This window comes from Pseudomonas sp. AC169 (assembly GCF_979258515.1).
Genome location: NZ_OZ409866.1, coordinates 6200317 through 6225108 on the forward strand (window position 1 = coordinate 6200317; position 24792 = coordinate 6225108).

General features: G+C 59.4%; 20 protein-coding genes. 12 read left to right on the forward strand and 8 right to left on the reverse strand.

Annotation, left to right across the window (positions count from 1 at the left end; all coding sequences use genetic code 11):
- Positions 1-159: 159 nt before the first annotated feature.
- Positions 160-768: a TetR/AcrR family transcriptional regulator gene (locus tag ACZZ0G_RS27560; RefSeq protein ID WP_463558360.1), complete on the reverse strand. Its 609-nt coding sequence runs from the start codon at positions 766-768 to the stop codon at positions 160-162.
- Positions 769-925: 157 nt separating this feature from the next.
- On the opposite strand from ACZZ0G_RS27560, the gene ACZZ0G_RS27565 reads away from it, so the two are divergent.
- The 11 genes from ACZZ0G_RS27565 (at position 926) to ACZZ0G_RS27615 (ending at position 17086) form a co-directional block, all read left to right on the forward strand.
- On the forward strand, positions 926-2308 hold the full coding sequence (locus ACZZ0G_RS27565; protein WP_463558361.1) for an aspartate aminotransferase family protein: 1383 nt from the start codon (positions 926-928) through the stop codon (positions 2306-2308).
- Between the two features lie 306 nt (positions 2309-2614).
- On the forward strand, positions 2615-4318 hold the full coding sequence (locus ACZZ0G_RS27570; protein ID WP_463558362.1) for an amidase: 1704 nt from the start codon (positions 2615-2617) through the stop codon (positions 4316-4318).
- 186 nt (positions 4319-4504) lie between these two features.
- Positions 4505-5800 (forward strand): OprD family porin, encoded by a 1296-nt coding sequence (locus ACZZ0G_RS27575; RefSeq protein WP_463558363.1) that lies wholly within the window; start codon positions 4505-4507, stop codon positions 5798-5800.
- Between the two features lie 217 nt (positions 5801-6017).
- Complete coding sequence (locus tag ACZZ0G_RS27580) at positions 6018-8963, forward strand: hypothetical protein (protein ID WP_463558364.1); 2946 nt, start codon at positions 6018-6020, stop codon at positions 8961-8963.
- A gap of 444 nt (positions 8964-9407) precedes the next feature.
- A complete protein-coding gene (locus tag ACZZ0G_RS27585) occupies positions 9408-9692 on the forward strand; it encodes a DUF3077 domain-containing protein (protein ID WP_463558365.1) in 285 nt (94 codons plus the stop codon).
- The gene (locus tag ACZZ0G_RS27590; RefSeq protein WP_463558366.1) at positions 9689-9955 is read left to right on the forward strand and encodes a short-chain dehydrogenase; all 267 of its coding nucleotides are present in this window, start codon (positions 9689-9691) and stop codon (positions 9953-9955) included. Before ACZZ0G_RS27585 ends, ACZZ0G_RS27590 begins: the two co-directional genes overlap by 4 nt.
- 342 nt (positions 9956-10297) lie before the next feature.
- A complete protein-coding gene (locus ACZZ0G_RS27595; RefSeq protein WP_463558367.1) occupies positions 10298-13486 on the forward strand; it encodes a hypothetical protein in 3189 nt (1062 codons plus the stop codon).
- Positions 13487-13734: 248 nt separating this feature from the next.
- Positions 13735-13980 carry a hypothetical protein gene (locus ACZZ0G_RS27600; RefSeq protein ID WP_463558368.1) on the forward strand — a complete coding sequence of 82 codons (246 nt, stop codon included), beginning with the start codon at positions 13735-13737 and terminating at the stop codon, positions 13978-13980.
- A complete protein-coding gene (locus ACZZ0G_RS27605) occupies positions 13977-14243 on the forward strand; it encodes a short-chain dehydrogenase (RefSeq protein ID WP_463558369.1) in 267 nt (88 codons plus the stop codon). Before ACZZ0G_RS27600 ends, ACZZ0G_RS27605 begins: the two co-directional genes overlap by 4 nt.
- Before the next feature lie 218 nt (positions 14244-14461).
- Positions 14462-16690: a TonB-dependent siderophore receptor gene (locus ACZZ0G_RS27610; protein WP_463558370.1), complete on the forward strand. Its 2229-nt coding sequence runs from the start codon at positions 14462-14464 to the stop codon at positions 16688-16690.
- A 186-nt stretch (positions 16691-16876) separates the two neighbouring features.
- Entirely contained in the window at positions 16877-17086 is a 210-nt protein-coding gene (locus tag ACZZ0G_RS27615; RefSeq protein WP_038363062.1) for a hypothetical protein, read from the forward strand.
- A 785-nt stretch (positions 17087-17871) separates the two neighbouring features.
- On the opposite strand, the gene ACZZ0G_RS27620 is transcribed toward ACZZ0G_RS27615, so the two are convergent.
- The 5 genes from ACZZ0G_RS27620 to ACZZ0G_RS27640 form a co-directional block, all read right to left on the reverse strand.
- Positions 17872-18369 (reverse strand): GNAT family N-acetyltransferase, encoded by a 498-nt coding sequence (locus ACZZ0G_RS27620; protein ID WP_463558371.1) that lies wholly within the window; start codon positions 18367-18369, stop codon positions 17872-17874.
- A 101-nt stretch (positions 18370-18470) separates the two neighbouring features.
- A complete protein-coding gene (locus ACZZ0G_RS27625; RefSeq protein ID WP_463558372.1) occupies positions 18471-19052 on the reverse strand; it encodes a DinB family protein in 582 nt (193 codons plus the stop codon).
- 17 nt (positions 19053-19069) lie between these two features.
- Positions 19070-20185, reverse strand: coding sequence for a cell division protein ZapE (gene zapE / locus ACZZ0G_RS27630; RefSeq protein ID WP_463558373.1), 1116 nt, complete (start codon positions 20183-20185; stop codon positions 19070-19072).
- 22 nt (positions 20186-20207) lie between these two features.
- Entirely contained in the window at positions 20208-20549 is a 342-nt protein-coding gene (locus ACZZ0G_RS27635) for a nuclear transport factor 2 family protein (RefSeq protein ID WP_463396343.1), read from the reverse strand.
- A 51-nt stretch (positions 20550-20600) separates the two neighbouring features.
- Positions 20601-21317 carry a helix-turn-helix transcriptional regulator gene (locus tag ACZZ0G_RS27640; protein ID WP_463558374.1) on the reverse strand — a complete coding sequence of 239 codons (717 nt, stop codon included), beginning with the start codon at positions 21315-21317 and terminating at the stop codon, positions 20601-20603.
- 200 nt (positions 21318-21517) lie between these two features.
- Here ACZZ0G_RS27640 and ACZZ0G_RS27645 point away from each other — a divergent pair, with 200 nt between their 5' ends.
- Positions 21518-22570, forward strand: a complete 1053-nt coding sequence (locus ACZZ0G_RS27645) for an aldo/keto reductase (RefSeq protein ID WP_414917198.1) — start codon at positions 21518-21520, stop codon at positions 22568-22570.
- 148 nt (positions 22571-22718) lie between these two features.
- On the opposite strand, the gene speB is transcribed toward ACZZ0G_RS27645, so the two are convergent.
- Positions 22719-23678 (reverse strand): agmatinase, encoded by a 960-nt coding sequence (gene speB / locus ACZZ0G_RS27650; RefSeq protein ID WP_463558375.1) that lies wholly within the window; start codon positions 23676-23678, stop codon positions 22719-22721.
- Between the two features lie 16 nt (positions 23679-23694).
- Positions 23695-24786 (reverse strand): polyamine ABC transporter substrate-binding protein, encoded by a 1092-nt coding sequence (locus ACZZ0G_RS27655; protein WP_463558376.1) that lies wholly within the window; start codon positions 24784-24786, stop codon positions 23695-23697.
- Positions 24787-24792 lie beyond the last annotated feature (6 nt).

Sequence of the window (24792 nt, forward strand, 5' to 3'; positions counted from 1 at the left end):
CAGCAGCACTGCTACAGTGCCTGCATATTCAAGGATCGGATGATGATTTTGACCTGTCATAAATGACAGGTTTTTAGGTTGTTTGGCGATAGGCATGCTGTTACTCAGACACTTTGGTTTCTTTGGACCTGAGTAGCTCGATCAAAAATCAATGGCTCGTCATACTTCCACGCAAATACCCTGGCAAATCAGATTCAACACACTCCGCATATGCCGGGCATAAGCGTCCCGATCGGGCATCACCTCGGTCGCCAGGCGAACGAATGACATGTTCGCGTACTGATTGAAGAGCGTCGCAGCCACGTCGATATCAACTGATTCGCGGACCTTGCCCAACCGCTGAAAATGCTCAAGCAAAGCCTTGGTTTCTTCAATTACAGCGGCATTCCATGGACTCAAGGCCTGCGCCAATTCACCCGTCAACAGAAACGGCGCCAGTTCCCGCCACAACGAAGCCGGCATCGCGGCTAGCTGGTAATCGGTCATCAGCCCTTCGAATTCGCACAGCGACTCCAGCGGATCACTGTTTTCGTCGAGATTCGCCCGCGCTTCGCGCATGGCTTGCTCGTCGGGTTGTTTGAGCAAGGCCAGCAGAATTTCCTGCTTGCCGCCGAAATAATTCACCACCGTCGGCGCGGAAACGCCTGCCTGCACGGCGATCTGATCCAGTGTGGTGGCCGCGAAACCGTTGCGCTTGAACAACTCAAGCGCCGCCTCGGCAATCACCTGCCGGCGCTGTTCCTTCTGCCGCTCTCTGAGTCCGCTCATGTTGCCTCTGTTGATCCTTGCCAGTGGCCGTCAGCCTACGTATGTCTTTTTTCATCGACAAATATTTTCTTTACAAAAATATTTTTAGGTGACAAAACTTTGTCCGTGCAGCGTTGAAATGAACGCACCCACCCGCTTAATTTCCCGGAGATCCGCCATGTCCGCCGAATTCGATTCGACCCGCAGTACCCGCGATTACCAGGCCTCTGACGCTGCCCACCACATCCACGCGTTCGTTGATCAGAAGGCCCTCAACGAGGAAGGCCCGCGGGTAATGGTCAGCGGCGATCGCCTGGCGTTGTGGGATAACGACGGCAATCGATATCTGGACGGCATGTCCGGCTTGTGGTGCACCAACCTCGGCTACGGCCGTAAGGATTTGGCGGCAGCGGCGACGAAACAACTGGAACAACTGCCCTACTACAACATGTTCTTCCACACCACTCACCCGGCAGTGATCGAACTCTCCGAGCTGCTCTTCAGCCTGCTGCCCAATCACTACAGCCACGCGATCTACACCAACTCCGGCTCCGAAGCCAACGAAGTGCTGATCCGTACCGTGCGCAAGTTCTGGCAGGTCATGGGCAAGCCCGAGAAGAAAATCATGATCGGCCGCTGGAACGGCTACCACGGCTCGACCCTCGCCGCGACGGCGCTCGGCGGGATGAAGTTCATGCATGAGATGGGCGGCAGCATTCCCGATGTCGCGCACATCGATGAGCCGTACTGGTTCGCCCACGAAGGCAACCTCAGCCCGGAAGAATTCGGCCTGCAAGCCGCGCGGCAACTGGAAGAAAAGATTCTCGAACTGGGCGCCGACAAGGTCGCCGCGTTCGTCGCCGAACCGTTTCAGGGTGCGGGCGGCATGATCATTCCGCCGGCGACGTACTGGCCGGAGATTCAGCGTATCTGCCGTCAATACGATGTGTTGCTGTGTGCGGACGAAGTGATTGGCGGTTTCGGTCGCACCGGTGAATGGTTCGCCCATCAGACGTTCGGTTTTGAGCCGGACACGCTGTCGATCGCCAAGGGCCTGACCTCCGGTTACATCCCCATGGGCGGTCTGATTCTGTCGCGGCGCATGGCCGAGGCACTGGTGGAAAAAGGCGGCGTGTTCGCCCACGGCCTGACCTACTCCGGCCACCCGGTGGCGGCCGCCGTGGCGATTGCCAACCTCAAGGCCTTGCGCGATGAGGGTGTGGTGACTCAGGTGAAAACCGACACCGGCCCGTACCTGCAGAACTGCCTGCGCGAAGTATTCGGCAACCACCCGTTGGTGGGTGAGATTCAGGGCGTTGGCCTGGTGGCGGCGTTGCAGTTCGCTGAAGACAAGGCCAGCCGCAAGCGCTTTGCCAATGAAAACGACATTGCCTGGCGTTGCCGTACGATCGGCTTTGAGGAAGGGCTGATCATTCGTTCGACATTGGGGCGGATGATCATGGCACCGGCGCTGGTGGCCACGCGCGCGGAGCTGGATGAGTTGATCGACAAGACGCGGATTGCGGTGGATCGCACGGCGCGGGAGTACGGCGTGTTGTGATCGGCTGAAGTGAAGGGTTGGCCGGACTGACGCCTTCGCGAGCAAGCTCGCTCCCACGTTTGGAATGCATTCCACTTTGGCAGCCTGGATGCCTGTTTGAAATGCGATCCCTGTGGGAGCGAGCCTGCTCGCGAAGGGGCCAGCCGGAGAGAAAATCGGTGAGAGACCAATGCCGCCGATTACTCCGCGCGCCGCTTGGTGTTAAATAGGCGCCAGTCTTAACCTTGTCGCGTAAAGCCGTGCAACGAGAACCGCTATGAACACCTCTTCCAAGAAAAACACCCAAATTCAAACAGCGGTGGCCGCATGATCGAAGTCACCGAAGTTTCCATTGCCCAACTGCGCGCCGCGCTGGAAACCGGGCAGACCACCGCAGTCGAGTTGGTTCAGGCCTATCTGGCCCGTATCGATGCCTACGACGGCGCCGACACTCCAACGGCGCTGAATGCCGTGGTCGTGCGCAACCCTGAAGCGTTGAACGAAGCGCGGGCGTCCGATGCTCGCCGTGCCAAAGGCCAAACCCTCGGCCCGCTCGACGGCATTCCTTACACCGCCAAAGACAGCTATCTGGTCAAAGGCCTGACCGCTGCGTCCGGCAGCCCGGCCTTCGCCGATCTGGTCGCTTATCGCGATGCCTTCACCATCGAACGCCTGCGCGCCGCCGGGGCGATTTGCCTGGGCAAGACCAACATGCCGCCGATGGCCAATGGCGGCATGCAACGCGGCGTCTACGGTCGCGCCGAAAGTCCTTACAACGCCAATTACCTGACCGCGCCGTTTGCTTCCGGCTCGTCGAACGGTGCCGGCACCGCCACTGCCGCGAGTTTCGCCGCGTTCGGTCTGGCTGAAGAAACCTGGTCGAGCGGACGTGGCCCGGCGTCAAACAATGGTTTGTGCGCCTACACGCCATCGCGCGGGGTGATCTCGGTGCGCGGCAACTGGCCGTTGACCCCGACCATGGACGTGGTCGTGCCTTACGCACGGACCATGGCCGATCTGCTGGAAGTCCTCGACATCGTCGTCGCCGAAGACCCGGACACCCGTGGCGACCTCTGGCGCCTGCAACCGTGGGTACCGATCCCCAGCGTCACCGAGGTGCGCCCCGCCGCTTACGCCGATCTGGCAGCCGACGCGAAAGCCTTGGCTGGCAAACGTTTCGCCGTGCCGCGCATGTTCATCAATGCCGACCCTGAAGCCGGCACCAGCGAAGCACCGGGCATCGGTGGCCCGACCGGCCAGCGCATCAACACCCGCGCCTCGGTGATCGACCTGTGGAAGCAAGCGCGTCAGGCCCTCGAAGCCGCCGGGGCCGAAGTCATCGAAACCGATTTCCCGCTGGTCTCCAATTGCGAAGGCGACCGCCCCGGCGCGCCGACCGTGTTCACCCGGGGTCTGGTCTCCAAAGAGTTCCTCCACCATGAACTGTGGGACCTGACCGCGTGGGCGTTCGACGATTTCCTGCAAGCCAACGGTGACCCGAAACTCAATCGGCTGGTTGACGTTGACGGGCCGAAAATCTTCCCCCACGACCCGGGCACCCTGCCCAACCGTGAAGGCGATCTGGCTGCCGGCATGGACGAATACGTGCGCATGGCCGAGCGTGGCATCACGCCGTGGAATGAAATCAGCACCGTGCCCGACGGCCTGCGTGGCCTGGAGCAGACACGGCGTATCGACCTCGAAGACTGGATGGACAAATTGGGCCTCGATGCCGTGCTGTTCCCGACGGTCGCCGATGTCGGCCCGGCGGACGCCGATGTGAATCCGGAATCGGCCGACATCGCCTGGAGCAACGGCATTTGGGTGGCCAACGGCAACCTCGCGATCCGTCACCTCGGCGTGCCGACCGTCACCGTACCGATGGGCGTCATGGCCGACATCGGCATGCCAGTCGGCCTGACCTTCGCTGGCCGCGCCTATGACGACTCGAGCCTGCTGCGCCTCGCCGCCGCGTTCGAATCGACCGGCAGCAAACGCCAGATCCCGCCACGCACGCCGCCGCTGGCGTAACGCGGTCAAACCGCTGGGAATGCGGTGTGTCAGCCGGCATAAATGTTGACTGATATACCGCCTTCGCGAGCAAGCTCGCTCCCACAGGGTTTCGTTTGATGCCGCTCATTGAGCACATCCACTCAATCCCTTGGTCAGCAAACACTCGATCATCCCAGCCATCTTAATTGCCGCTGGCCACCGACCATGATCGACCGCGTCCCTTCGCGTCTCACCCTCCTCGCGCTGCTCTGCGGTCTGAACCCAACCGCCCACGCCAGCGGTTTTTTCGACGACGCCAAAAGCGAAGTGCTCAGCCGCAACTTCTATCTGAGCAACGACTACCGCTCACCCTCACCCTCTGGGAAAAACTACAAACAGGAATGGGCTCAAGGCTTTATCGGCACCTTCTCATCCGGTTTCACATCCGGCACGGTCGGCTTCGGCATCGATGCCCACGCCTTCGTCGGGCTGAAACTGGACGGTGGCAAGGGCCATTCCGGGACCGGTTTGCTGCCGGTCGACAGCGATGGCCGCAGCGAAAACGATTACTCCAGCGCAGGCGGCGCGCTCAAGTTGAAAGCCTCGCGTACTACCCTCGCCTTCGGGGAAATGACCGTCGAAACCCCGGTGTTCGACACCTCCGACAAACGCCTGCAACCGGAGTACGCCACGGGTTTTCTGCTCAACAGCGCCGAGTTCGACCAGGTCAATCTAATGGCCGGGCATTTCACCGCGTTCAAGAATCAGGACAGCTCATCGGGCAAAGGCGATTTCTACGGCTACGGCGCCAATACCGAGGCCGGCGGGATCAGTTTTGTTGGCGCCGATCTGTTCAGCGGCAGTCCCGTCGGCGGCGCGCTGTACGCATCAGACCTCAACGACACCTGGCACCAGTACTACGGCAATCTGCACTTCAAGCAATCTGGCGTACTGCTCGACGCTAACCTCTATCACACCCGCGACACCGGCCGCGCGCTGGCCGGCGCCATCGACAACACCGCGTTCAGCCTGTCCGGCAAATACGCCTTCGGCCCCCATGCGGTGATGCTTGGCTGGCAACGGATCAATGGCGACACGCCGTTCGACTTCGTCGGTGGCGACTCGATCTACCTCGCCAACTCGATCAAATACGCCGACTTCAACGGCGCCAACGAACGCTCCTGGCAGGCGCGCTACGACCTCGACCTCGGTGCATTCGGTGTCCCCGGCCTGAGCTTCATGACCCGCTACGTCAGCGGCAGCCACATCGACGGCACCCACGCACCGCAGGGCGGCGCGTATAACCCGTTCGACGCGCAAAGCGGCAGTTACCAGCCGCAGCAAGGTGATGGCGGTAAACACTGGGAACGCGATATCGACTTGAAATACATCGTCCAGTCGGGCGCGGCGAAGGACCTGTCAGTGCAGGTCTCGCATGTATCGCACCGGGCCAATGAGGCTCAGGCTGGCGATGACATTGACCGGATTTACGTGGTGATTCAGTACCCGTTGGGCTTCTGACAAAACACGGGAATTTGCGCGCTGATAGCCGCAACATCAAAAGGCGACCGTCGGATGGAAGCGCAGCACAATCTCCAAGGCTTTTTCGGCTTCGACTCGACCTCTTCTAACATACCACCCGTCGGATTCAAGCCCGCACCTGTCAGATCTGACAGGTGCGCAATCGCGTCAATGCGCTTTCAATCATTCCGTCACCTTCCCGACGGAGCACGCCCGCATGTCCGACTCAGAAATTTATGCCTTGAAGCGCTTGCATTTCCCCGCCTCATCCAGCCTTGACCCCGAGGATGGCTACGACGGAGGTATCCCCATTCGTGCGGTGGAAAACGGTTTGCAAGTGGTCATCCCCGCCTGGCTAAAAATGGAACTCCAGCAGCATGTCGAATTCTTCTGGAACAACCCTAATGATGCAGTGTGGAGCAAGACCCTTGAGCACGAGTCCGAGCTCAATCGGGATGTGGCCTTTACCTTGCCCAAGGATTTTGTGGTCGATGGTGAAGTCATCGACGTGTTCTACAAGGTCACCGGCAAGAACATTCCTGACGAAGAATCCACCCCCCGCTTGAAGCTGCTGGTCAAATTCACCCGCCCCGGTGGATACGATGACATCCCCGGCGATGACGGCCACTCCGACCTGAATTTTTCCCTCGACCGCTACGAAGTCGACCAGGACTTTTCGGAAACCGACGTGGTGACGATGCGCATCTTCACCTACCGCAACCTGACTGAATACGACCGCATCCACGCCCGTTGGGGCAGTCACAAAGTGGTTCATCTCGTCACCCCGGATCAAGCGCGTGATCCAGATCAATACCCCATCTACATCACTTTCGATTACGACCTGATCAAAGCCGCCGGCGATGGCTCCGCGGTGGCCGTGGCGTTTCAGGTGGTCGACCGCTGCGGCAACTACCCGGACGAGCGCGCACCGTGGTCGGCCCTAAAACGGGTGCTGGTGGACATGAACGGTGACCGCCTCGACCCACCGCTGGTGCTGGTCAAAGGCCAGCCGACCGATCGCGTGGACCTCGACACACTGGGTGACGACGACGTCATCGTTCGCGTGTACACGACGGCTAAAGACTTTGCCGTGAACGATGAAGTGGTCCTGACCTGGACCGGCACCCCCGCGCAAGGCCCGCAAATCATCGTTGGCCCGTTATCGAAAACGGTGGAGTTCGTGCCCTTTCAGCTCGACTTCATCATCCCCAACGAAGCCGTGCGCGCCATCGCCAAGGGCAGTGCATCGGTGGGCTTTGTCCGGCGCCGCGAGAATGCGTCCGACATCCCCTCGAAAAACGCCAGCGTCAGCGTCGTCGGCGACATCAGCCAACTGCTTGCGCCTACGGTTGACGAGGCGCCGGGCGGGACGTTGCCAGTCGATACGCCATGGGCGACGGTGCGTATTCCGTCGTACGTCGGCCGCAACGGCAGTGATCTGCTGAACCTGATCTGGGAAGCGCAGGTGCCTGGCGGCGATACCGTCTACTACGAGGACCCACGCCAGGTCGGCAACATCGCGGATGGCGAGCCCGTCTTGCGCAACGTGAGCCAGACCGAAATCCAGCGTTTCGATGGCTTGAGCGTCAAGGTCTACTACGTCGTCACCAACAGAGACAACCTGCTGCTGAGCGTGCGCGAATCGCTGCCGTTCATCATGCAGGTGGGCGTGCCGAAGCCGATCTTTGATCGCCCGGAAGTCGAAGGAGCAGACGCCAATGACGTGCTGGATCCGGACAAGGTGCCACCGATAGGCGCAACGCTGGTGGCGCCCTTCCTCGGCACCCAGGACAAGGACCGCGTGACCTACCGCTGGCGCGGCTCGGCCACCGGCGGCAGCACCAGTGATTATCTGGACATGATCCCGGCCACGATGGGCAAACCGGTGAAGTTCACGGTGGGCAAGGCATTCGTGACTGCCAACCGCAACGGCACGGTGGTGGCGGATTACAGGATTGAGCGAGGGGGAGAAACGTTGGGGCATTCGCAGGAGTTGAAACTGCGGATTGGGGTGGCGTTGGATCTTAAAGATCCCGAGATCAAAGAAGCACCTAACAACATCCTGCAACCCATCGCCGCCAAAGATACCCTGACTGCTATTGTCCGGGCTTATCCGGACATGATCGGTACACAGGTGAGCGTGACGTGGACAGGTACGCCGGGTGAAGGCAGCAAAACTGAAGGCCCGATAGATGTAACTGCACATCAGGATTTGGAAGTCCCGCTGCCCAATTCGCTGGTTGCGTTCAACCTGGGTAAAACAGTCGGGGTGATTTACACCGTCATTCGCAATGGTGTGCCGCAGGACTCGGAGGAATTATCCCTGACTGTGTTGCCAATTGTTGATGGCGACGAGAACTTGCCGACGCCAAGCATTGATGGTGCCGTGGGCGATGAGTTGGATGTAATGCAATTAGAGGAAGATGCGCAACTGCGAATCGAAAAATGGATGTTGCAGGCTGTGGGCCAGTGCATCTGGCTTTGCTACCACGGAACTGACAATAACGGTAACGCTGTAGAAAAAGTGTTCTGGGCAGCTGAAGCGCATCAGCAGGTAGAGGGGTTAGTAACGGCGGCTCAGGTTCCTTGGTTGCGGGGACTCAAAGATGGAAGTCAGCTGACGATTACCTTCAAGGTAAACTTCGCCAAGCAGTTGAACGTCAATACGGCGGTGAATTTCCCCCTGCGCAAATACATTCTAAAAAAAGTGATTCTGACATCGGGTTACGAAAACTGGGAGTCCGAAACCAGTCAGCAGTTTTATGTGGGTGCATCTGTCAGCTTTAAAAGCGGGCTGACATTCGACCTTTTAGCAAACCCCACTACCTACAAACCCTCGCTAACAGGGCCTGCGCATAAGTATAACATGGGGGAATTAACATTGCTATGCCTTAACAGAAGCCACATGAAATTCAGCTGGGACGGACTTTCTACCAAGGTTTCATTCACCGTGGCAGATATCAATGCGCACAATGCACATCGAGTCAGATACTACGATGAGAGTGGAGAGATACATAGCCAATATATCCCCCACGCATACCCACAAGTTTATACGGTCAAATATGAGGCATTACCAGGTCAGTATATTTCTTACTTCACCATAGAGTGCGGATACGACAACAACCTAGGCTTCTATCTTGATGAAATACGTTGGTTTAATTAACGCCGAAAACTTATACCCTTAAGCGTAAAAGTGGCTGCTAGGGCCAGGCCACATTACCGTTTATTTTGGATAAAAAGATCGCAACTGTAATAACTCCTAAATGATTCAGTGTAGAAACTGCCGCAGGCTGCGATCTTTTTTGCTGTAGGAAATTGTAAGAGTATATGGCGTTGTCCCTACAAAGAATCCCGTCAAACTCCCGGAGACTGCAGCGGTTGACTGCCCTGCCCTCACTCCCTATCCTCGCGCCTGTCACGACTCATTCGTGATCGGGTTTGACGGCCCGAAGTATTCCTAGGTCCTTGCATAGCTTCTATGGCAGCTGTGCGTGGGGCGCTTTCGAGTGCGCCGGGTTCCTAGGACCGGTCCGTCAACCCGCGTACAGTTGCCACCCAAATCGTTTGACGGCGATCACGTGGCGACTTCATTTCCTAGGAGTTACACATGACCGATCCAACCACAAAATCCACCCCCTTCGCCCCTTGCGACCACGTCGCCCACCACCTCTTCACCGTCCAAGCCGACATCCCCCTCCTCGACGCCCTAGAACACGCTTCCGTTTACCTCAACTGCGCCGAAGCCCTCGCCCACCAAGCCCCGACCGCGACCCGACCGGAACACAGCGGTTCACTGCACTGGGCCAGCCAGCAAATGCTCGCCACCGCCCGCGCATTGATACTGGCCTCCGTCGCCGGGCTGCACGCCGCGCAGGCCGAAGGTGAAGCATGAGTGCGCACATTTCGATGACCCACAACGAAGACAGCATCCCTGTGTTGCTGGTCTCCACCGAAGCCCCGCTGGATGTCCTGCACAGCAGCGCGGCCAGTCGTTTTCTCGCGGTGACGCAGATGATGGAGAGTCTGGCCAGCCTGGATATCTCCTCCGCCAAAGGTGCCGATTTGCAGCAATTGGCCCACGCGGCTGCGATGTTGCTGCGTGATGGCTGTGACGTGATGGACGTGTTGGGCCGGCAGATTCGTTTGCGGGTCTGATAGCGGCAAGATCAAAAGATCGCAGCCTTCGGCAGTTCCTGCATAGATTGGTGTAGGCGCTGCCGAAGGCTGCGATCTTTGGTGATCGTTCCCACGCTCCCGCGTGGGAACGCCTCCACGGACGCTCCGCGTTCGGCTTTGAAAGCGACGCGGGCGTCCCGGGCCGCATTCCCACGCAGCGCGTGGTGACGACCAATCTCTAAGGTTTTTCAGCTTCGAATCGACCTCTCCCAACATTACCACCCGTCGGATTCAAGCCCGCACCTGTCAGATCTGACAGGTGCGCAATCCCCCGTTTAACCGTTCAATCACTCCGTCACTTCCCGCCACGGAGTCCTCGCCATGTCCAGCCCCAACAAACCCCTGTTACTTGAGGAACTCAACATCCCCGGTCGCAGCAAAGAACCGGTGTCGAGGGATCCCGATATCTGGGGCATCAACATCGCCGCCGCGCTGGGCAACTTTCCGCTTCACGGCCTGCTGTGCCTGGCGGGGCCGTGGAGGAACATGGCGCCTGGCGACGAGTTGAAAGTTTATTGGAACACCGGCATAGAAGTGTTGAGCAAGACCGTCGTCAAGGACGAGGTCAACACAAAACTGCGCGAGTTCGTGCCTCCGCGGCACATGGTCGACGGCCAGTTCGCGGTGTCCTATTCCGTCAAGCCGTTGGGTGGCGTGGCTGAATCGTCCGAAGTCATGCTGGTGGTGGTCAAGCTGACGCGCCCGGGCGGCCATGATGACAACGGTGATGGCGGGCATTCCAAGCTGATCATGATCATTGCGCAGGACATTCTTGACGGCAGCATCGACAAGGACAACGTGGCCGATGGCGTGGAGATCCGCATTGGCGAGGCCGATGACAAACCGCCCTATCCCAACGCTGCGGTCGGCGATGTTTGTCGCGTAAGTTGGGGCGGGATCTACGTGCTCAGCGAGCCGCTGACCCAGGAGCAGGCCGAAGGCAAGACACCGATCACCGTGACCATCGACGAAAAGACCATCCGCGACGCCGGTGATGCAGAGTTTCCCGGCGTGGCCGTGGTGTTCGAGGTGTACGACAAGGTCTTCAACCGCTCCGAGGACTGGAGCCCCGAACAGCGTGTGGTGGTGGCCGTTGATGCGACCCGGCTGGGCGCGCCGTTGCTCAAGGAAACAGTAAACAATGTGCTGGACGTCGACAAACTGGGCGACGCCGACGGCACCGTGCAAATCATCGCCACCGACACGAGCAATTTCAAAATCGGCGACATCCCGTTCATCAGGATCAAGGGCACGCCGGTCGAAGGTGCGCCGATTGATCGGGAAGTAGAAGGCACTGCTTTGACCAGCGTGCCGAGCGTTATTGAAATCAAGGCTCCCAACGCCGTGCTGCACCAGTTGGCCAAGTCGCAGATCACCTTGTCTTACCGCCTGAAAAAAGCCGACAGCTCCGCCGACCTGAAATCCAAAAGCCAATTCATCCGCGCCATTGGCGAAGTCCAGCGGCTGGCCGCGCCGGAAGTGCTGGATGAGGATTCCGGTGCACTCGACCCCACACTGGCCCAGATACGCCTGGAAATTCCATTCGATAAATCCTTCGTCGAAGGCCAGGTCCTCCAACCGGTCATGCTGGGCACCACGCCAGGCCTCAAACCGTACCTGCCTGAACTGCCAACCCGCCCCATCACCCGCAACGACATCGTCGCGGCCGAGCCGTTGTCTTACAACATCGATGGCAAACACCTGACCCCGGTCAACGGCGGCACAGCGGAGTTCTATTACCAGCAACTGATCGCGGATGCGGTATTCGCCAAGCTGGACCCATTCGAGGCCTCCCGCGCCATCCGCGAGTCGATCCACAGCGACATCCTGCGCGTCGGCGAAGCACGCCTGGAACTGCCGCAACCTGAAGTGGACGGCGTGGTGGACGGCGTTCTGCCAGCCGACACCGCCGGCACCACCCTGACCGTGCCGTACACGGAAACAGTCAAAGACGATGAAGTGTTCATGTTCTGGACCGGCTCGATCACCGGCCAATACCCCGACTCGATCAAGCTGAGCGAATTCACCGCCGGTGAGCGAGTGCCGTTCCCCATCCCGGCCGCGGTGATCAAGGGCAATGAAGGCGGCACGGTGGTCGCCCGGTACGAGATCAAACGCGTGGCGGGCGGGACGAGTTATGCCGAGCCGTTGAAGTTCAGTGTCGGCGTGGCGCTGGATCTGAAAGATCCCGAGATCAAAGAAGCACCTAACAGCATCCTGCAACCCATCGCCGCCAAAGATACCTTGACTGCTATTGTCCGGGCTTATCCGGACATGATCGGTACACAGGTGAGCGTGACGTGGACAGGTACGCCGGGTGAAGGCAGCAAAACTGAAGGCCCGATAGATGTAACTGCACAGGAGGATTTGGAAGTCCCGCTGCCCAATTCGCAGGTTGCGTTCAACCTGGGTAAAACAGTCAGGGTGATTTACACCGTCATTCGCAATGGTGTGCCGCAGGACTCGGAGGAGTTATCTCTGACTGTGTTGCCGATTGCTGATGGCGACAAGAATTTGCCAACGCCAACTATTGATGGCGCGGTGGGCGATGAACTAAATGTGACCCAATTGGAGGAAGGTGCGCAACTGAGGATCGAAAAATGGATGTTGCAGGCTTTGAATCAAAATATCTGGCTGCGTTACGACGGGACTGACCAGAACGGTGAGGCTGTAGAGAAAGTGTTTTGGGCAGGTGAAGTGCATCAACAGGCGGAGGGGTTGGTGACGGCGGCGCAGGTTGCTTGGTTGCAGGAACTTGAGGATGGAAGTCCGCTTAAGATTGCGTTCAAGTTGAACTATGACAAGGTTGCGAATGCTGATACGGCGGTTGATTTTCCGATAAAAACTTACACCATTAATGCCTCCAGGTCACTGGAGATAGACACTACCCCCATGATGCTTGATGGAGTCCACTTGTACCCCGCACCCGCACCATTTGCTCCCCCCTTTGAAGCAACGGCGTACTTACCCGACAACGCGCAACAATCCCGAGCAGCACAGGGCGGCTATCCACCGTACGAATATCTCACCTCGAACCCCAACGTCGCCTCCGTTGATGCAACAACCGGCTACGTGGTCTCGACAGGAATCGGAACAGCAATGATCAGCGCGCGGGACACGAAAGGACAGACCGTCAAATATCAGGTGACATGCGAACACGTGTATGAGCTTATTGTGAGCGAAGAAACATTCTTTAACTACTCCTACGCCAGAGGATGGGCGACCCGGAACGGAGCGCAATTGTTTTCAGTGGAAGACGACCCTATACAACAGGCCCTGATCATCGCGATAACCTATGGGTTCCAGAAGCCAGGAACCACCGAGCCGCATACATGGGCCCTCGCCCAATTTGTACCCGGGGTAATCTCACCCACCGGGCAAACCGCCCAATGGGAGGCCGACCCCAAAACCCCCGGCATGCGTGTTAGGGATGGCCAACATGGTCACCTCTTTATTGCCATGGCCTACCGCCCAAAGGGCACTATGCCCACCAACCACATAGATCCCTAACCCCCCCCGATGTATACCAAGGGCGTTGATACGAAAACCGGTAGTCCACTCCAAACACCTCCTTCGCGGGATGTCGTTCGAGGCTTGCTCCTCAAGCTGGCCGTTTTTCGATGATGAGATTTTTAACACGGCGGGGGTTATTGCGCGGGGTAACGCTTTCGCAAGAAAGTGAAGCCCCGTTCAATGCGCGCTACAAAAGGTTTTGTCGGGATGGTTCTCCAACTCCAGTTCCTCAAACAGCCGGTTGATTGTTCGGACCGCTTCACGCAGCTTGTGTCGGGTGGGCGTCAGGACAGGCACACTACGCCCTCGAACACGCTTCCGTTTACCTGAACTGCGCCGAAGCCCTCGCCCACCAAGCCCCCACCGCGACCCGCCCGGAACACAGCGGTTCACTGCACTGGGCCAGCCAGCAAATGCTCGCCACCGCCCGCGCATTGATACTGGCCTCCGTCGCCGGGCTGCACGCCGCGCAGGCCGGAGGTGAAGCATGAGTCCGCACATTTCTATGACCCACAACGAAGACAGCATCCCCGTGTTGCTCGTCTCCACCGAAGCCCCGCTCGATGTCTTGCACAGCAGCGCGGCCAGTCGTTTTCTCGCGGTGACGCAGATGATGGAAAGTCTGGCCAGCCTGGATATCTCCTCCGCCAAAGGTGCCGATGTGCAGCAACTGGCCCACGCGGCTGCGATGTTGCTGCGTGATGGCTGTGACGTGATGGACGTGTTGGGCCGGCAGATTCGTTTGCGGGTCTGATAGCGGCAAGATCAAAAGATCGCAGCCTTCGGCAGCTCCTACACCGATCTCTGTAGGAACTGCCGAAGGCTGCGATCTTTTGCTTTTCAAGCGAGGTCGAGTCAGACCTCTGAAACACCTTCAAATAACAATATTTCTCGTTTGACACTAAATCCCAGCCGTACCCCTCGTCTTTGAACAAACGGAATTTTTCCCTCGAAGACAAGGAGTCGGCTGCGATGTTCGCGCCCATTACCCGTTCCATGACCCTCACCCTCGGCCTGTGCAGCGCTGCATTCAGCGCCGATCTGCTGGCTGAAATCGAAGCCGAAAAACCGCCGCTGCCCGCAAACACGGCACTTGAACTGGCCGCGACCAACGTCAGCGCGCAAGGCTTGGGCACCACCACCGAGAACACCGAGTCCTACACCACTGGCGCGATGAGCGCGGCGACGCGGCTGAATCTGTCGATCAAGGAAACCCCGCAATCGGTGTCGGTGATCACCCGTCAGCAGATGGATGATTTCAAACTCGGTACATTGTCCGAGGCCATGCGCCAGACCACCGGTGTGGTGGTGCAGCATCTTGATTCGGATCGGGTCAGCTATTCGTCGCGTGGCTATGCGATCAACAACTTCCAGATCGACGGGATGCTCAACACCTTCGATCGCATGAAATCCGATTCCGACACGATCATTTACGACCGGATCGAGGTGGTGCGCGGTGCCACCGGGCTGACCACGGGTGCGGGTGATCCGTCGGCAACGATCAACATGGTGCGCAAGCGTCCGACCGCGCAGTGGCAGGCGCTGGCCGGGGTCAGTGGCGGCAGCTACGACAATTACTACAGCTACGTCGACGTCGGCGGGCCGCTGGCGTTCGACGGCCGCCTTCGCGGGCGCACGGTGTTGGCGTATCGCGACAACCAGTCGATCAAAGACAAATACGCGCTGCAACGGGAGGTCGGTTATGGCGTGCTTGAGGCGGACCTGACCGATTCCACCGTGCTGGCGGTCGGTTACGACTATCAGAACAAGCATGTGCAAGGTTCATCCTGGGGCACCGTGCCCTACTGGAATGCCGATGGCAGCAAGGCCGGTCTAGGCCGCTCGACCAACATGGCGACGTCGTGGAGTTCCTGGCCGCTGCAAGACAAGACCGCGTTCGCCACCCTCGATCAGCAACTGGCCGGCGGCTGGCGCCTGAAAGCGGCGTACACCCATCGCGAGAGCAATACCGACGGCAAGGTCTATTACGGTGGTGCCGGTTTTCCCGCGGCTGACCGCAGCGGCATGATCGCCTACACCTCGCACATGATCGGTACGCAGAAAATGCAGGCGTATGACTTCAATGTCTCCGGCCCCTACTCGCTGCTGGGCCGTGAGCACGAAATGATGTTCGGTTACGGTGAAGCCGAGCGCCGTTCGAATTCCCCGTACACCATTGCCGGTGCGCGCCCCAAGGACTACGGGACCATCCGCGATTGGAAATACATGGGCGACATCGCCAAATTCAGCGACACCGTCACCGACCTCACCGGGTCCAAGGACGATACCCGGCAGAAAGCCGGCTACATCGCCACGCGCCTGAGCCTGACCGATGAGCTGCACGCGGTGCTCGGCAGCCGATACGGCAGCTGGGAAGCGTCCAGTACCAGCAACAGTTACAACGCCAATCGGCAGCTGACAGGGGTCGATTACACCAGCCAGAAACAGAACGACGTCTGGACGCCTTACGCCGGGCTGCTGTACGACCTGACCCCGGAATACACGGCGTACGTGAGTTACACCGACATCTTCAAGCCCCAGGGCAACCGCGACAAGAATCGCAAATACATCGACCCGGTGGTCGGCAAAAACTATGAAGTGGGCATCAAGGGCAGCCTGCTCGAGGAACGCCTGAACCTGTCCACGGCGGTGTTCTGGAGCAAGCAGGATAACGTCGCCGAACTCGATAACTCGGTACCGGCGGATCCGGTGACCCGCGAGCAGTTCTACAAATCCGGCGGCAAGGGCAATAAGGTCAACGGCTTTGAAGCGGAAGTGTCCGGTGAAATCCTCCAGGGCTGGAACATGACCGCCGGTTACACCTATACCCACTCGGTCAACGGCGAAAGCGCGCGCACCAACACCAATCAGCCGATGAACCTGTTGCGCGTCTCCACCGCGTACCGTTTGCCGGGTGAATGGCAGGCGCTGACCGTGGGCGGTGCGGTGAACTGGCAAAGCGATGTGTATGGCACCTCGAGCCGGCCGGTTGGCGGTGACACCGAAGAAGCGCGAATCGCCCAGAGCGCTTACACCGTGGTCAACCTGATGTCGCGCTACGAGTTCGACCGACACCTGTCGGCGTCACTGAACGTCAACAACCTGTTCGACAAGAAGTATTACGACAACGTCGGCTTCTATAACGGTGTGTATTGGGGTGACCCGCGCACCGTCACCCTGAGTCTCGACTGGAAGCTCTGACCCCCGCCCCTCGGGCACGGCGCACATTCGCTTGATGTGCGCCGCGTCTGTCTGATATTGCCCCGCAACACCTTGCAAAACCTACACTGTACGGGCGTTAACCCCGTGTTAATTCATGCCACCCAGACTCACTTCCGAGATCTGCTTCATGGACGAACGGCTCCCACTTGTTCAGTAGGAGGCACCATGAAAATCACTACCGCAATCCTTGCCGGGCTGTTTGCCCTGGGTTCTGCCAGCGTCTTTGCCGAAGGCGGCGCTGAGCGCATGCGCTATTACTACGACAACTTCCCGGTCCACCACGCCCAGAGCGAGCAGAAGAGCGACGCCAACGCGAAAGAAATTCGCGTTCCCGCCGATCAGACGGCGCAGGTGACCGAGTCCTATCGCGACTGAGAATTAGCGAGCAACCGATGGACCTTCCGTGGCTCCGCTCTGGCCCGGGAGAAGACAGTTTGGCGCCCTGATTGGGGCGCCTTTTTTTTGTGCTCATTCTGTTGATTAGTCAGGATTGGGTGTCCGGCTTTTGACTAGTGGTGAATTCGCCCCTCACCCCAGCCCTCTCCCGAGGGAGAGGGAGCTGTTTTGTATGTTTTTCAAAACCTGAGTTCGGCTCGATATTTCAGGTCGGCGTACCTCGCCCAAACACCTCGGTCAGTCCCCCCAAGGCACAGGAGCTGCTTTGTATGTTTTTCAAAACCTGAGTTCGGCTCGATATTTCAGGTCGGCGTACCTCGCCCAAACACCTCGGTCAGTCCCCCCAAGGCACAGGAGCTGTTTTGTATGTTTTTCAAAACCTGAGCTCGGCTCGATGTTTCAGGTCGGCGTACCTCGCCCAAACACCTCGGTCAGTCCCCCCAAGGCACAGGACCTGTTTTGTATGTTTTTCAAAACCTGAGTTCGGCTCGATGTTTCAGGTCGGCGTACCTCGCCCAAACACCTCGGTCAGTCCCCCAAGGCACAGGAGCTGTTTTGTATGTTTTTCAAAACCCAAGTTCGGCTCGATATTTCAGGTCGGCGTACCTCGCCCAAACACCTCGGTCAGTCCCCCCAAGGCACAGGAGCTGTTTTGTATGTTTTTCAAAACCTGAGTTCGGCTCGATGTTTCAGGTCGGCGTACCTCGCCAAAACACCTCGGTCAGTCCCCTCTCCCTTTGGGAGAGGGTTAGGGTGAGGGGCTTTCAGGCCTGCAGATTTTTGATCCAGAACAGCATGCGCCCGTGATCCGGGTCAAACATGCCCGGCGCGAAGCCGAACTTGCGGTAGGAACCTTGCGCCACAGCATTGCCTTCCAGCACTTCGAGGGTGATCTTGCAGCAACCGCGCTGGCGAGAAATTTCCTCGACCTTCTGCAGCATCTTCTGGCTCAGGCCGAGACCGCGAAACCGGTCCACCACCGCCACGTCATGCACGTTAACCAGCGGCTTGCAGGCAAACGTGGAAAACCCTTCAAAGCAGTTCACCAGCCCCGCCGGCTCACCACCGACAAAGGCCAGCACGCTGAACGCATGCGGGCGACGGGCCAGTTCTTCGGGCAGTCGGCGCAGCAGTTCCGGGTCGAGCGAATGACCGCCGCCCATAGGATCTTCTGCGTAATGATTGAGCACGATACCGATGGCCTCGGCGTGCGTTGGATTGCTGTAGATGGCTTGAAGCACAAGAATCTCTGCGGAATCCATTTCCATCCCCGAACATACAAAAGCCCCGGCGCGCAAAGTGCGCACTGAAAGGCTGTCTGACCTTAGCGCGAGTGTGGACCGGCCGACAATCTTTTGCTCTGTCAGTGTCCCCAGATCAATTCCTCGGTCCAGCCAAGTTCGGCAAAATCTGCAGCGCGCAGCTCACTTTCGCCGACACAGAAAAACTCATCCAGTTGCGGCGGCGTCACCGTGGTATCGCTGAGCATCGCGTGCACCTGGCCACGGTGATGAATCTGATGTTCAAAGAGGTGCGAAAGCATACGCAGACGACTGTCGTGCTGCGGCGTATCACGGGCGATGGTGACGATCCGGGTCAGATCGGCATCGCGCAGTTGCTCGCAATACGCAATCAGCCGTCGATCAACGTGAGCCTGCTCTTCGCGCAGTTGCAGACTGTCTGTGAACGGTTCGTCGACGTTGAAAAACACATAGCAGTCAGGATGCGGCTCGGCCCCGCGCAATTCGCGCTCCAGTGCATCGACGTAAAACCAGTCGCAGGTGAGGATGTGATTGAGGGTCAAACGAATACTCGGGAAGAAACTCACCCGAGGCGCCGCCAGGTCTGCCGCGCCGAGCTGCTTCCAGGCCTTGGCCAAGCGATGATTGGCCCAGCCATTCTGGTAAGCCATGGTCAGCAAATGATGGGATAGCGGTTGGCTCATGTCGGCGCCCTCTTCGCTCAAGCTTCGGTAAAACGCTGCAGCTGCATCTCCTGCAAGCGACTGAGGGTGCGGCGGAACGGAAATTCCAGATAACCCTCGGTGTACAAAGCGTCCATGGAGACTTGGGCCTCGATGTACAGCGGCACCTTGCGGTCGTAGCACTCGTCGACCAGCGCAATGAAACGCCGCACGCCATCGTCGTGAACCGACAATTGCGGCAGCTCGCGGTCACCGGCCACCACCCGCTGCGCGCCATCTTCGGTGCCGCGCGCGATGCGCCCTTCGCGCTTCTGTGCGCTCAGGTTGGGCACCTCGCTCAACAGAATAGCTGTGTAGCGGTCGCACAGCGCGATGAAATCCATGGCCGCGAACGGTTGCTCGCAGAGATCCGCGTAGCGGCACCACAACACCGTTTCACTGGCCTGCACCACGTTCAATACACGATGGCCGACCACCACCGGTTCGGCGCTGACCGCTTGCCCGACGGTCAATGCCTGAAAGACTTCCTCCAGCGCGCTAACCGCAGCGGTAGCGACAAAGTAGCGCTGCAGGCCTGCCCCCGGATGCAAACGGTGATCCTCGGCGCCATTCACCGCAACCACCTGCATGTGCATTTTGATCGCGGCAATGGCCGGTACAAACCGGTCGCGGTTGAAGCCATCGGCGTACAGATCATCCGGCGGCAGATTGGACGTGCACACGATCACCACGCCTTCGTCGAACATCACCTGAAACAACCGTCCGAGAATGATCGCGTCACCGATGTCGTTGACGAACAGCTCATCGAAGCACAACACCCGCACCTCGGCCGCCAGCTCTTTGGCCAGCGCGCGCAACGGATCGGCAATCCCGCTCAACTGAAATGAGCGCTGATGTACCCAGCCCATAAAGTGATGAAAGTGTTGGCGTCGCGCCGGCACCCGCAGGCTCTGATAGAACTGATCCATCAACCAGGTCTTGCCGCGCCCGACCGGCCCCCACAGATAAACGCCGGTGATCGAACGGGCACCGGCGTGCAAGGCTTCGTGGCATTTTTGCAGCGCCCAGACCGCGTGTTCCTGGGCTTCATCCTGGATGAAGCCCTTGTGTTGCACGGCGTGCTGCCAGGCGCTGAGGGGGGAGTCGAAAGTCATGCGCGGCAGTATGCCACGATGGTTACAGGGAAATATCCAGTCGGGCGATTTTCCCCTGCGCGTTCAAGCGGAACGTGTAGCGCAATTGCGCCGGGCTGCCGGGAAAGGTTCCGGAAATCAGCCCGTGCACCAGCACCTTGCCGGTGCGCTGCTGGACGTCCAGCACTTCGACCCGGGGCTGATAGCGTTGCCCGGTGTCTTGCATCCATTGCGCGATGGCTTGCGGGCCGACCTGATGCTGGCCTTCGTCGAACACGTTGGCATCCTCGGCAAAAAAACTGGCGACCCGCGACGTATCGCGTGCATTCGCCGCATCGATATACGCAGCGATCGCCGGGGCCAGTGCAGAGACGGGATGGGACATGGTTGCAGCTCCTTTTGTTTGGTTCTGCGAGCATCCTAAAACAGCGTTGCGTCAGTTTTTGTCAGGAGTGAAACGTCCGCTCTCGTCCAGTTGCATCTGCTCGCGCCAGGTGCGCAACAGGTCGCTGCGCCGTCCCGGATAGCTGTCGCCCTGACGCCCGGCAGCGCTGATCCGGTCGGTGCGAAAGGTGCGGTAGGCGCTGCGCAATTCGCACCACGCAACGATGATTCGCACCTCATTGAGAAAGCCCAGCGCCAAGGGCCAGATCAGGCGCTGACTGGGCACCTGTTGCGCGTCGGCGTAATCAATGTGCAGTTTGGCCTGGTCGCGGATGGCGTGGCGAAACACGTTCAACGGCACGGCGTTCTGCGGAAAACCATAGCCCGGCGGGCCCGGCATCACGGTCGGATTGCGCAGCGCTTCCTGGGCCTGCGGATCGAGCACGGCGGCGATTTTCGCTAGCGCATCCGCCGCTGCTTTGCCGAGGACTTCGTCGCCACGCTGATCGACGTAGCGCAAACCGAGAACGATGGCTTCGGTCTCGTCGGCGTTGAGCATCAGCGGCGGCAGAAACAGGCCGCTGCGCAGCACATAACCGATCCCCGCCTCGCCATGGATCGGCGCGCCGAGGGCGGTCAGTTCAGCGATGTCGCGGTAGAGCGTGCGCTCGGACACTTCCAGCTCGGCGGCCAGAGTCGCCGCCGTCACCGGGCGCTTCTTGCCGCGCAGTACTTGCAGCAAAGTCAAAAGACGAGTGGTACGCGACACGATGGGCAGGCTCGGCAGGGAAAAGATGCCGGAGCTTAGCAGAGCCTGGTGTCAGAAAACGGCAGGAGCCGGAAGACGCTAATGGCGGGCATGACCGCTGAGCGGCAAACGTCTTGACACTGAATATTATCAACATCATATTGGCCAAATATTTCGAGCATAATGTTTCAAGCAGACAATTTTCTATCGAGGGCATCGCCATGCATTACAAGGTTTTTGGTCGCAAAACCGGCCTGCGTGTTTCTGAATTGGCACTGGGCGCCGGCAATTTTGGCACCGGCTGGGGTCACGGCGCCGAACGTGACGAAGCCAAGCGTATCTTTGATGGCTTCCTCGATGCCGGCGGCAATTTCATTGATACCGCCAATGGTTATCAGGGCGGACAGTCGGAATCGATGCTCAGTGAATTCATCGCCCCGGAGCGTGATCGCCTGGTGATTGCCACCAAATACAGCATGGGCACGACCCCGGCCGACGGCATTTCCCACACCGGCAACAGCCGGAAAAACATGGTTCGCGCGGTTGAGGAAAGCCTCAAGCGTCTGAACACCGATCACATCGATCTGTTCTGGGCCCACGTCACCGATGGCGTGACGCCCATGGAAGAAATCCTGCGCGGTTTTGATGACCTGGTGCGCGCCGGCAAGATTCACTATGCCGGGCTGTCGAACTTCCCGGCATGGCGCGTTTCCCGCGCCGATGTACTGGCGGAACTGCGTGGCTTCGCACCGATTGCAGCGATTCAGGTTGAGTACAGCCTCGCCGAGCGCACTGCCGAGCGCGAACTGTTGCCGATGGCTGAAGCGCTGGGACTCGCAGCGACGCTGTGGTCTCCGTTGGCCGGCGGGTTCCTCACGGGCAAGTATCGCGGCGGGGATGACAACAACCGTGCGAGCAAACTCGGCATGTTGGTGCATGCGGAAAAAAGCGCCCGCGAAACCGCCCTGCTCGATACGTTGCTGGCCGTCGCCAAAGAAATCGACGCCAGCCCAACCCACGTCGCCATCGCCTGGCTTCGCGAAAAAGCCCGACGCTCGACTACCGCGCTGATTCCGATCCTCGGCTCGCGCACCCGCGAACAGCTCGACGCCACCCTCGGCGCACTCGAGGTGCAACTGAGCGAACAGCACATGGCTCGGCTGCAAGACAGCAGCAGCGTGCCGGCCGGTGTCCCGCACGAGACGATCGCCAGTGCCACACCTCGCTTTACCGGCCCGCAAACGTTGGACCTGCCGATCATCCCGGTGGCCTGAACCGGCTCGCGTCTCCACGGGATAATCGTTCCCACGCTCCCGCGTGGGAATGCCTCAACGGACGCTCCGCGTTCGGCCGTGGAGGGGACGCGGAGCGTCCCAGGCTGCATTCCCACGCAGAGCGTGGGAACGATCATTGCCGGCGGGTTTAGAGATCGACTTTGTGTCGGGCGGCGTAGAGGCAGAGCATTTCCATGGCCAATGTCGCGGCGGCCAGCGAGGTGACCTCGGCGTGATCGTAGGCCGGGGCGACTTCCACCACGTCCATGCCGACCAGATTGATCCCGCGCAAACCGCCAAGAATTTCCAGCGCTTGCACGGTGCTCAAGCCGCCGCACACCGGCGTACCGGTGCCCGGTGCAAACGCCGGATCCAGGCAATCAATATCGAACGTCAGGTACACCGGGTTATCGCCCACCCGTGCGCGGATCGCTTCGACAATCGCTTCGCAACCCCTGCGATGCACCTGCCGGGCATCCAGCACCTGAAAGCCCATGTGATCGTCATTGGTCGTGCGCAAGCCGATCTGCACCGAACGCGCCGGATCGACCAGACCTTCCCGCGCCGCATGCCAGAACATCGTGCCGTGATCGACCCGTTTGCCCTCTTCGTCCGGCCAAGTGTCGCTGTGCGCATCGAAGTGAATCAGCGACAACGTGCCGTGTTTGCGCGCGTGGGCCTTGAGCAGCGGATAGCTGATGAAGTGGTCGCCGCCAAACGTCAGCATCGCGCTGCCCGCGTTGAGAATCTGCTCGGCGTGGGCTTCGATGCTTTCGGGAATGCTGTGGGGCGCGCCGTAATCGAAGTCGCAGTCACCGTAATCAATCACCGCCAAATGGTCGAACGGGTCGAACGTCCACGGCCAGTGGCGCTCCCAGGCGATCCCGGCGGAGGCGGCGCGAATCCCCCGTGGCCCGAAACGGGCGCCAGGACGGTTGCTGGTGGCGGTGTCGAACGGTACGCCGCTGACCGCGACATCGACGCCGCGCAGATCACGGCTGTAGCGCCGGCGCATGAAACTGGTGATGCCGGCGTAAGTACTTTCGGCAGCGGTGCCGTAAAGGCTGTCACGTGTGATCGCCTGATCATTTTGCATGGGCACATCCATCGTGGTGCTCCTGTTGTTATTGATGGCTACGGAAAGTGGTCCACAGACGCGTGCGCTGGCGCATGTCCTTGAGGCTCATGCTGCGATCGGCGTAGAGCCGCGCACGCACCTCGCTCGGCGGATAGATGTCGGGATCGTGACGTACGGCCTCATCCACCAATGGCGTCGCGGCCTGGTTGGCGGTGGCGAAAAACAGCGTGTTGGTCAGTTCGGCCACTGAGTCCGGGCGCAGCATGAATTCGATAAACGCCCGCGCGGCCTCGGGGTGCGGCGCATCTTTGGGGATGGCCAGATTGTCCTGCCACACCAGCGTGCCTTCCTTGGGAATGCGGTACGCCACTTCAAACGGTTTATTGGCCTTGCGTGCCTGATCAGCGGCCATGCTCGCATCGCCGTTATAGGTCAGCGCGAGGCACACGTTGCCGCTGGCCAGATCATTGATCTGCCGACCGGTCGCGACGTAGAGCACCGACGGCTGGAGTTTCTGCAACAACGCCCCGGCGGCAGCCAGATCATTCTTGTCGGTGCTGTAGGGATCTTTACCCAAGTAATGCAGGGCCAGTCCGATGACCTCCTGCGGCGAATCGAGAATCGCGATGCCGCAGTCCTTGAGCTTGCTGGCGTATTCGGGCTTGAACAGCAGATCGAGGCTGTTCAGCGGCACATCGGGCAGCCTTTGCTTCACCGCCTCGACGTTCATGCCCAGACCCAGCGTGCCCCAGGTGTACGGCACGCCGTAACGATTGCCGGGGTCGACCGCCGCCATTTTCTCCAGCAAATCCGGATCAAGATTGGCGTAGCCCTTGAGGCCCTCGTGAGGGATTTCCTTCAACGCGCCGGCCGCCAGTCCCCGCGCCAGAACGCTGGACGATGGCACCACTACGTCGTAGCCACTGCCACCGGTGAGCAATTTGGTTTCCAGCACCTCGGAAGTATCAAAGGTGTCGTAACGCACATGAATACCGGTTTCCTGCTCAAACCGTTGCAGGGTCGGCGGCGGCACGTAATCGGCCCAACTGTAGAGATTGAGCGTCTTGTCCTCGGCCTGAACCTGAAGAGCCACGGACAACAGCAGCGCGGGAAAACACAGCTTGAACACGGGAGCCATGACGAA

What these genes read in the sequence shown, in the direction of transcription:
- ACZZ0G_RS27645 (WP_414917198.1), top strand. Translation starts at nt 21,518, where the DNA reads ATGCATTACAAGGTTTTTGGTCGCAAAACCGGCCTGCGTGTTTCTGAA.
- ACZZ0G_RS27625 (WP_463558372.1), bottom strand. Translation starts at nt 19,052, where the DNA reads ATGAGCCAACCGCTATCCCATCATTTGCTGACCATGGCTTACCAGAAT.
- speB (WP_463558375.1), bottom strand. Translation starts at nt 23,678, where the DNA reads ATGGATGTGCCCATGCAAAATGATCAGGCGATCACACGTGACAGCCTT.
- ACZZ0G_RS27605 (WP_463558369.1), top strand. Translation starts at nt 13,977, where the DNA reads ATGAGTCCGCACATTTCTATGACCCACAACGAAGACAGCATCCCCGTG.
- ACZZ0G_RS27560 (WP_463558360.1), bottom strand. Translation starts at nt 768, where the DNA reads ATGAGCGGACTCAGAGAGCGGCAGAAGGAACAGCGCCGGCAGGTGATT.
- ACZZ0G_RS27635 (WP_463396343.1), bottom strand. Translation starts at nt 20,549, where the DNA reads ATGTCCCATCCCGTCTCTGCACTGGCCCCGGCGATCGCTGCGTATATC.
- ACZZ0G_RS27615 (WP_038363062.1), top strand. Translation starts at nt 16,877, where the DNA reads ATGAAAATCACTACCGCAATCCTTGCCGGGCTGTTTGCCCTGGGTTCT.
- ACZZ0G_RS27580 (WP_463558364.1), top strand. Translation starts at nt 6,018, where the DNA reads ATGTCCGACTCAGAAATTTATGCCTTGAAGCGCTTGCATTTCCCCGCC.
- zapE (WP_463558373.1), bottom strand. Translation starts at nt 20,185, where the DNA reads ATGACTTTCGACTCCCCCCTCAGCGCCTGGCAGCACGCCGTGCAACAC.
- ACZZ0G_RS27575 (WP_463558363.1), top strand. Translation starts at nt 4,505, where the DNA reads ATGATCGACCGCGTCCCTTCGCGTCTCACCCTCCTCGCGCTGCTCTGC.
- ACZZ0G_RS27595 (WP_463558367.1), top strand. Translation starts at nt 10,298, where the DNA reads ATGTCCAGCCCCAACAAACCCCTGTTACTTGAGGAACTCAACATCCCC.
- ACZZ0G_RS27620 (WP_463558371.1), bottom strand. Translation starts at nt 18,369, where the DNA reads ATGGATTCCGCAGAGATTCTTGTGCTTCAAGCCATCTACAGCAATCCA.
- ACZZ0G_RS27585 (WP_463558365.1), top strand. Translation starts at nt 9,408, where the DNA reads ATGACCGATCCAACCACAAAATCCACCCCCTTCGCCCCTTGCGACCAC.
- ACZZ0G_RS27655 (WP_463558376.1), bottom strand. Translation starts at nt 24,786, where the DNA reads ATGGCTCCCGTGTTCAAGCTGTGTTTTCCCGCGCTGCTGTTGTCCGTG.
- ACZZ0G_RS27590 (WP_463558366.1), top strand. Translation starts at nt 9,689, where the DNA reads ATGAGTGCGCACATTTCGATGACCCACAACGAAGACAGCATCCCTGTG.
- ACZZ0G_RS27570 (WP_463558362.1), top strand. Translation starts at nt 2,615, where the DNA reads ATGATCGAAGTCACCGAAGTTTCCATTGCCCAACTGCGCGCCGCGCTG.
- ACZZ0G_RS27610 (WP_463558370.1), top strand. Translation starts at nt 14,462, where the DNA reads ATGTTCGCGCCCATTACCCGTTCCATGACCCTCACCCTCGGCCTGTGC.
- ACZZ0G_RS27565 (WP_463558361.1), top strand. Translation starts at nt 926, where the DNA reads ATGTCCGCCGAATTCGATTCGACCCGCAGTACCCGCGATTACCAGGCC.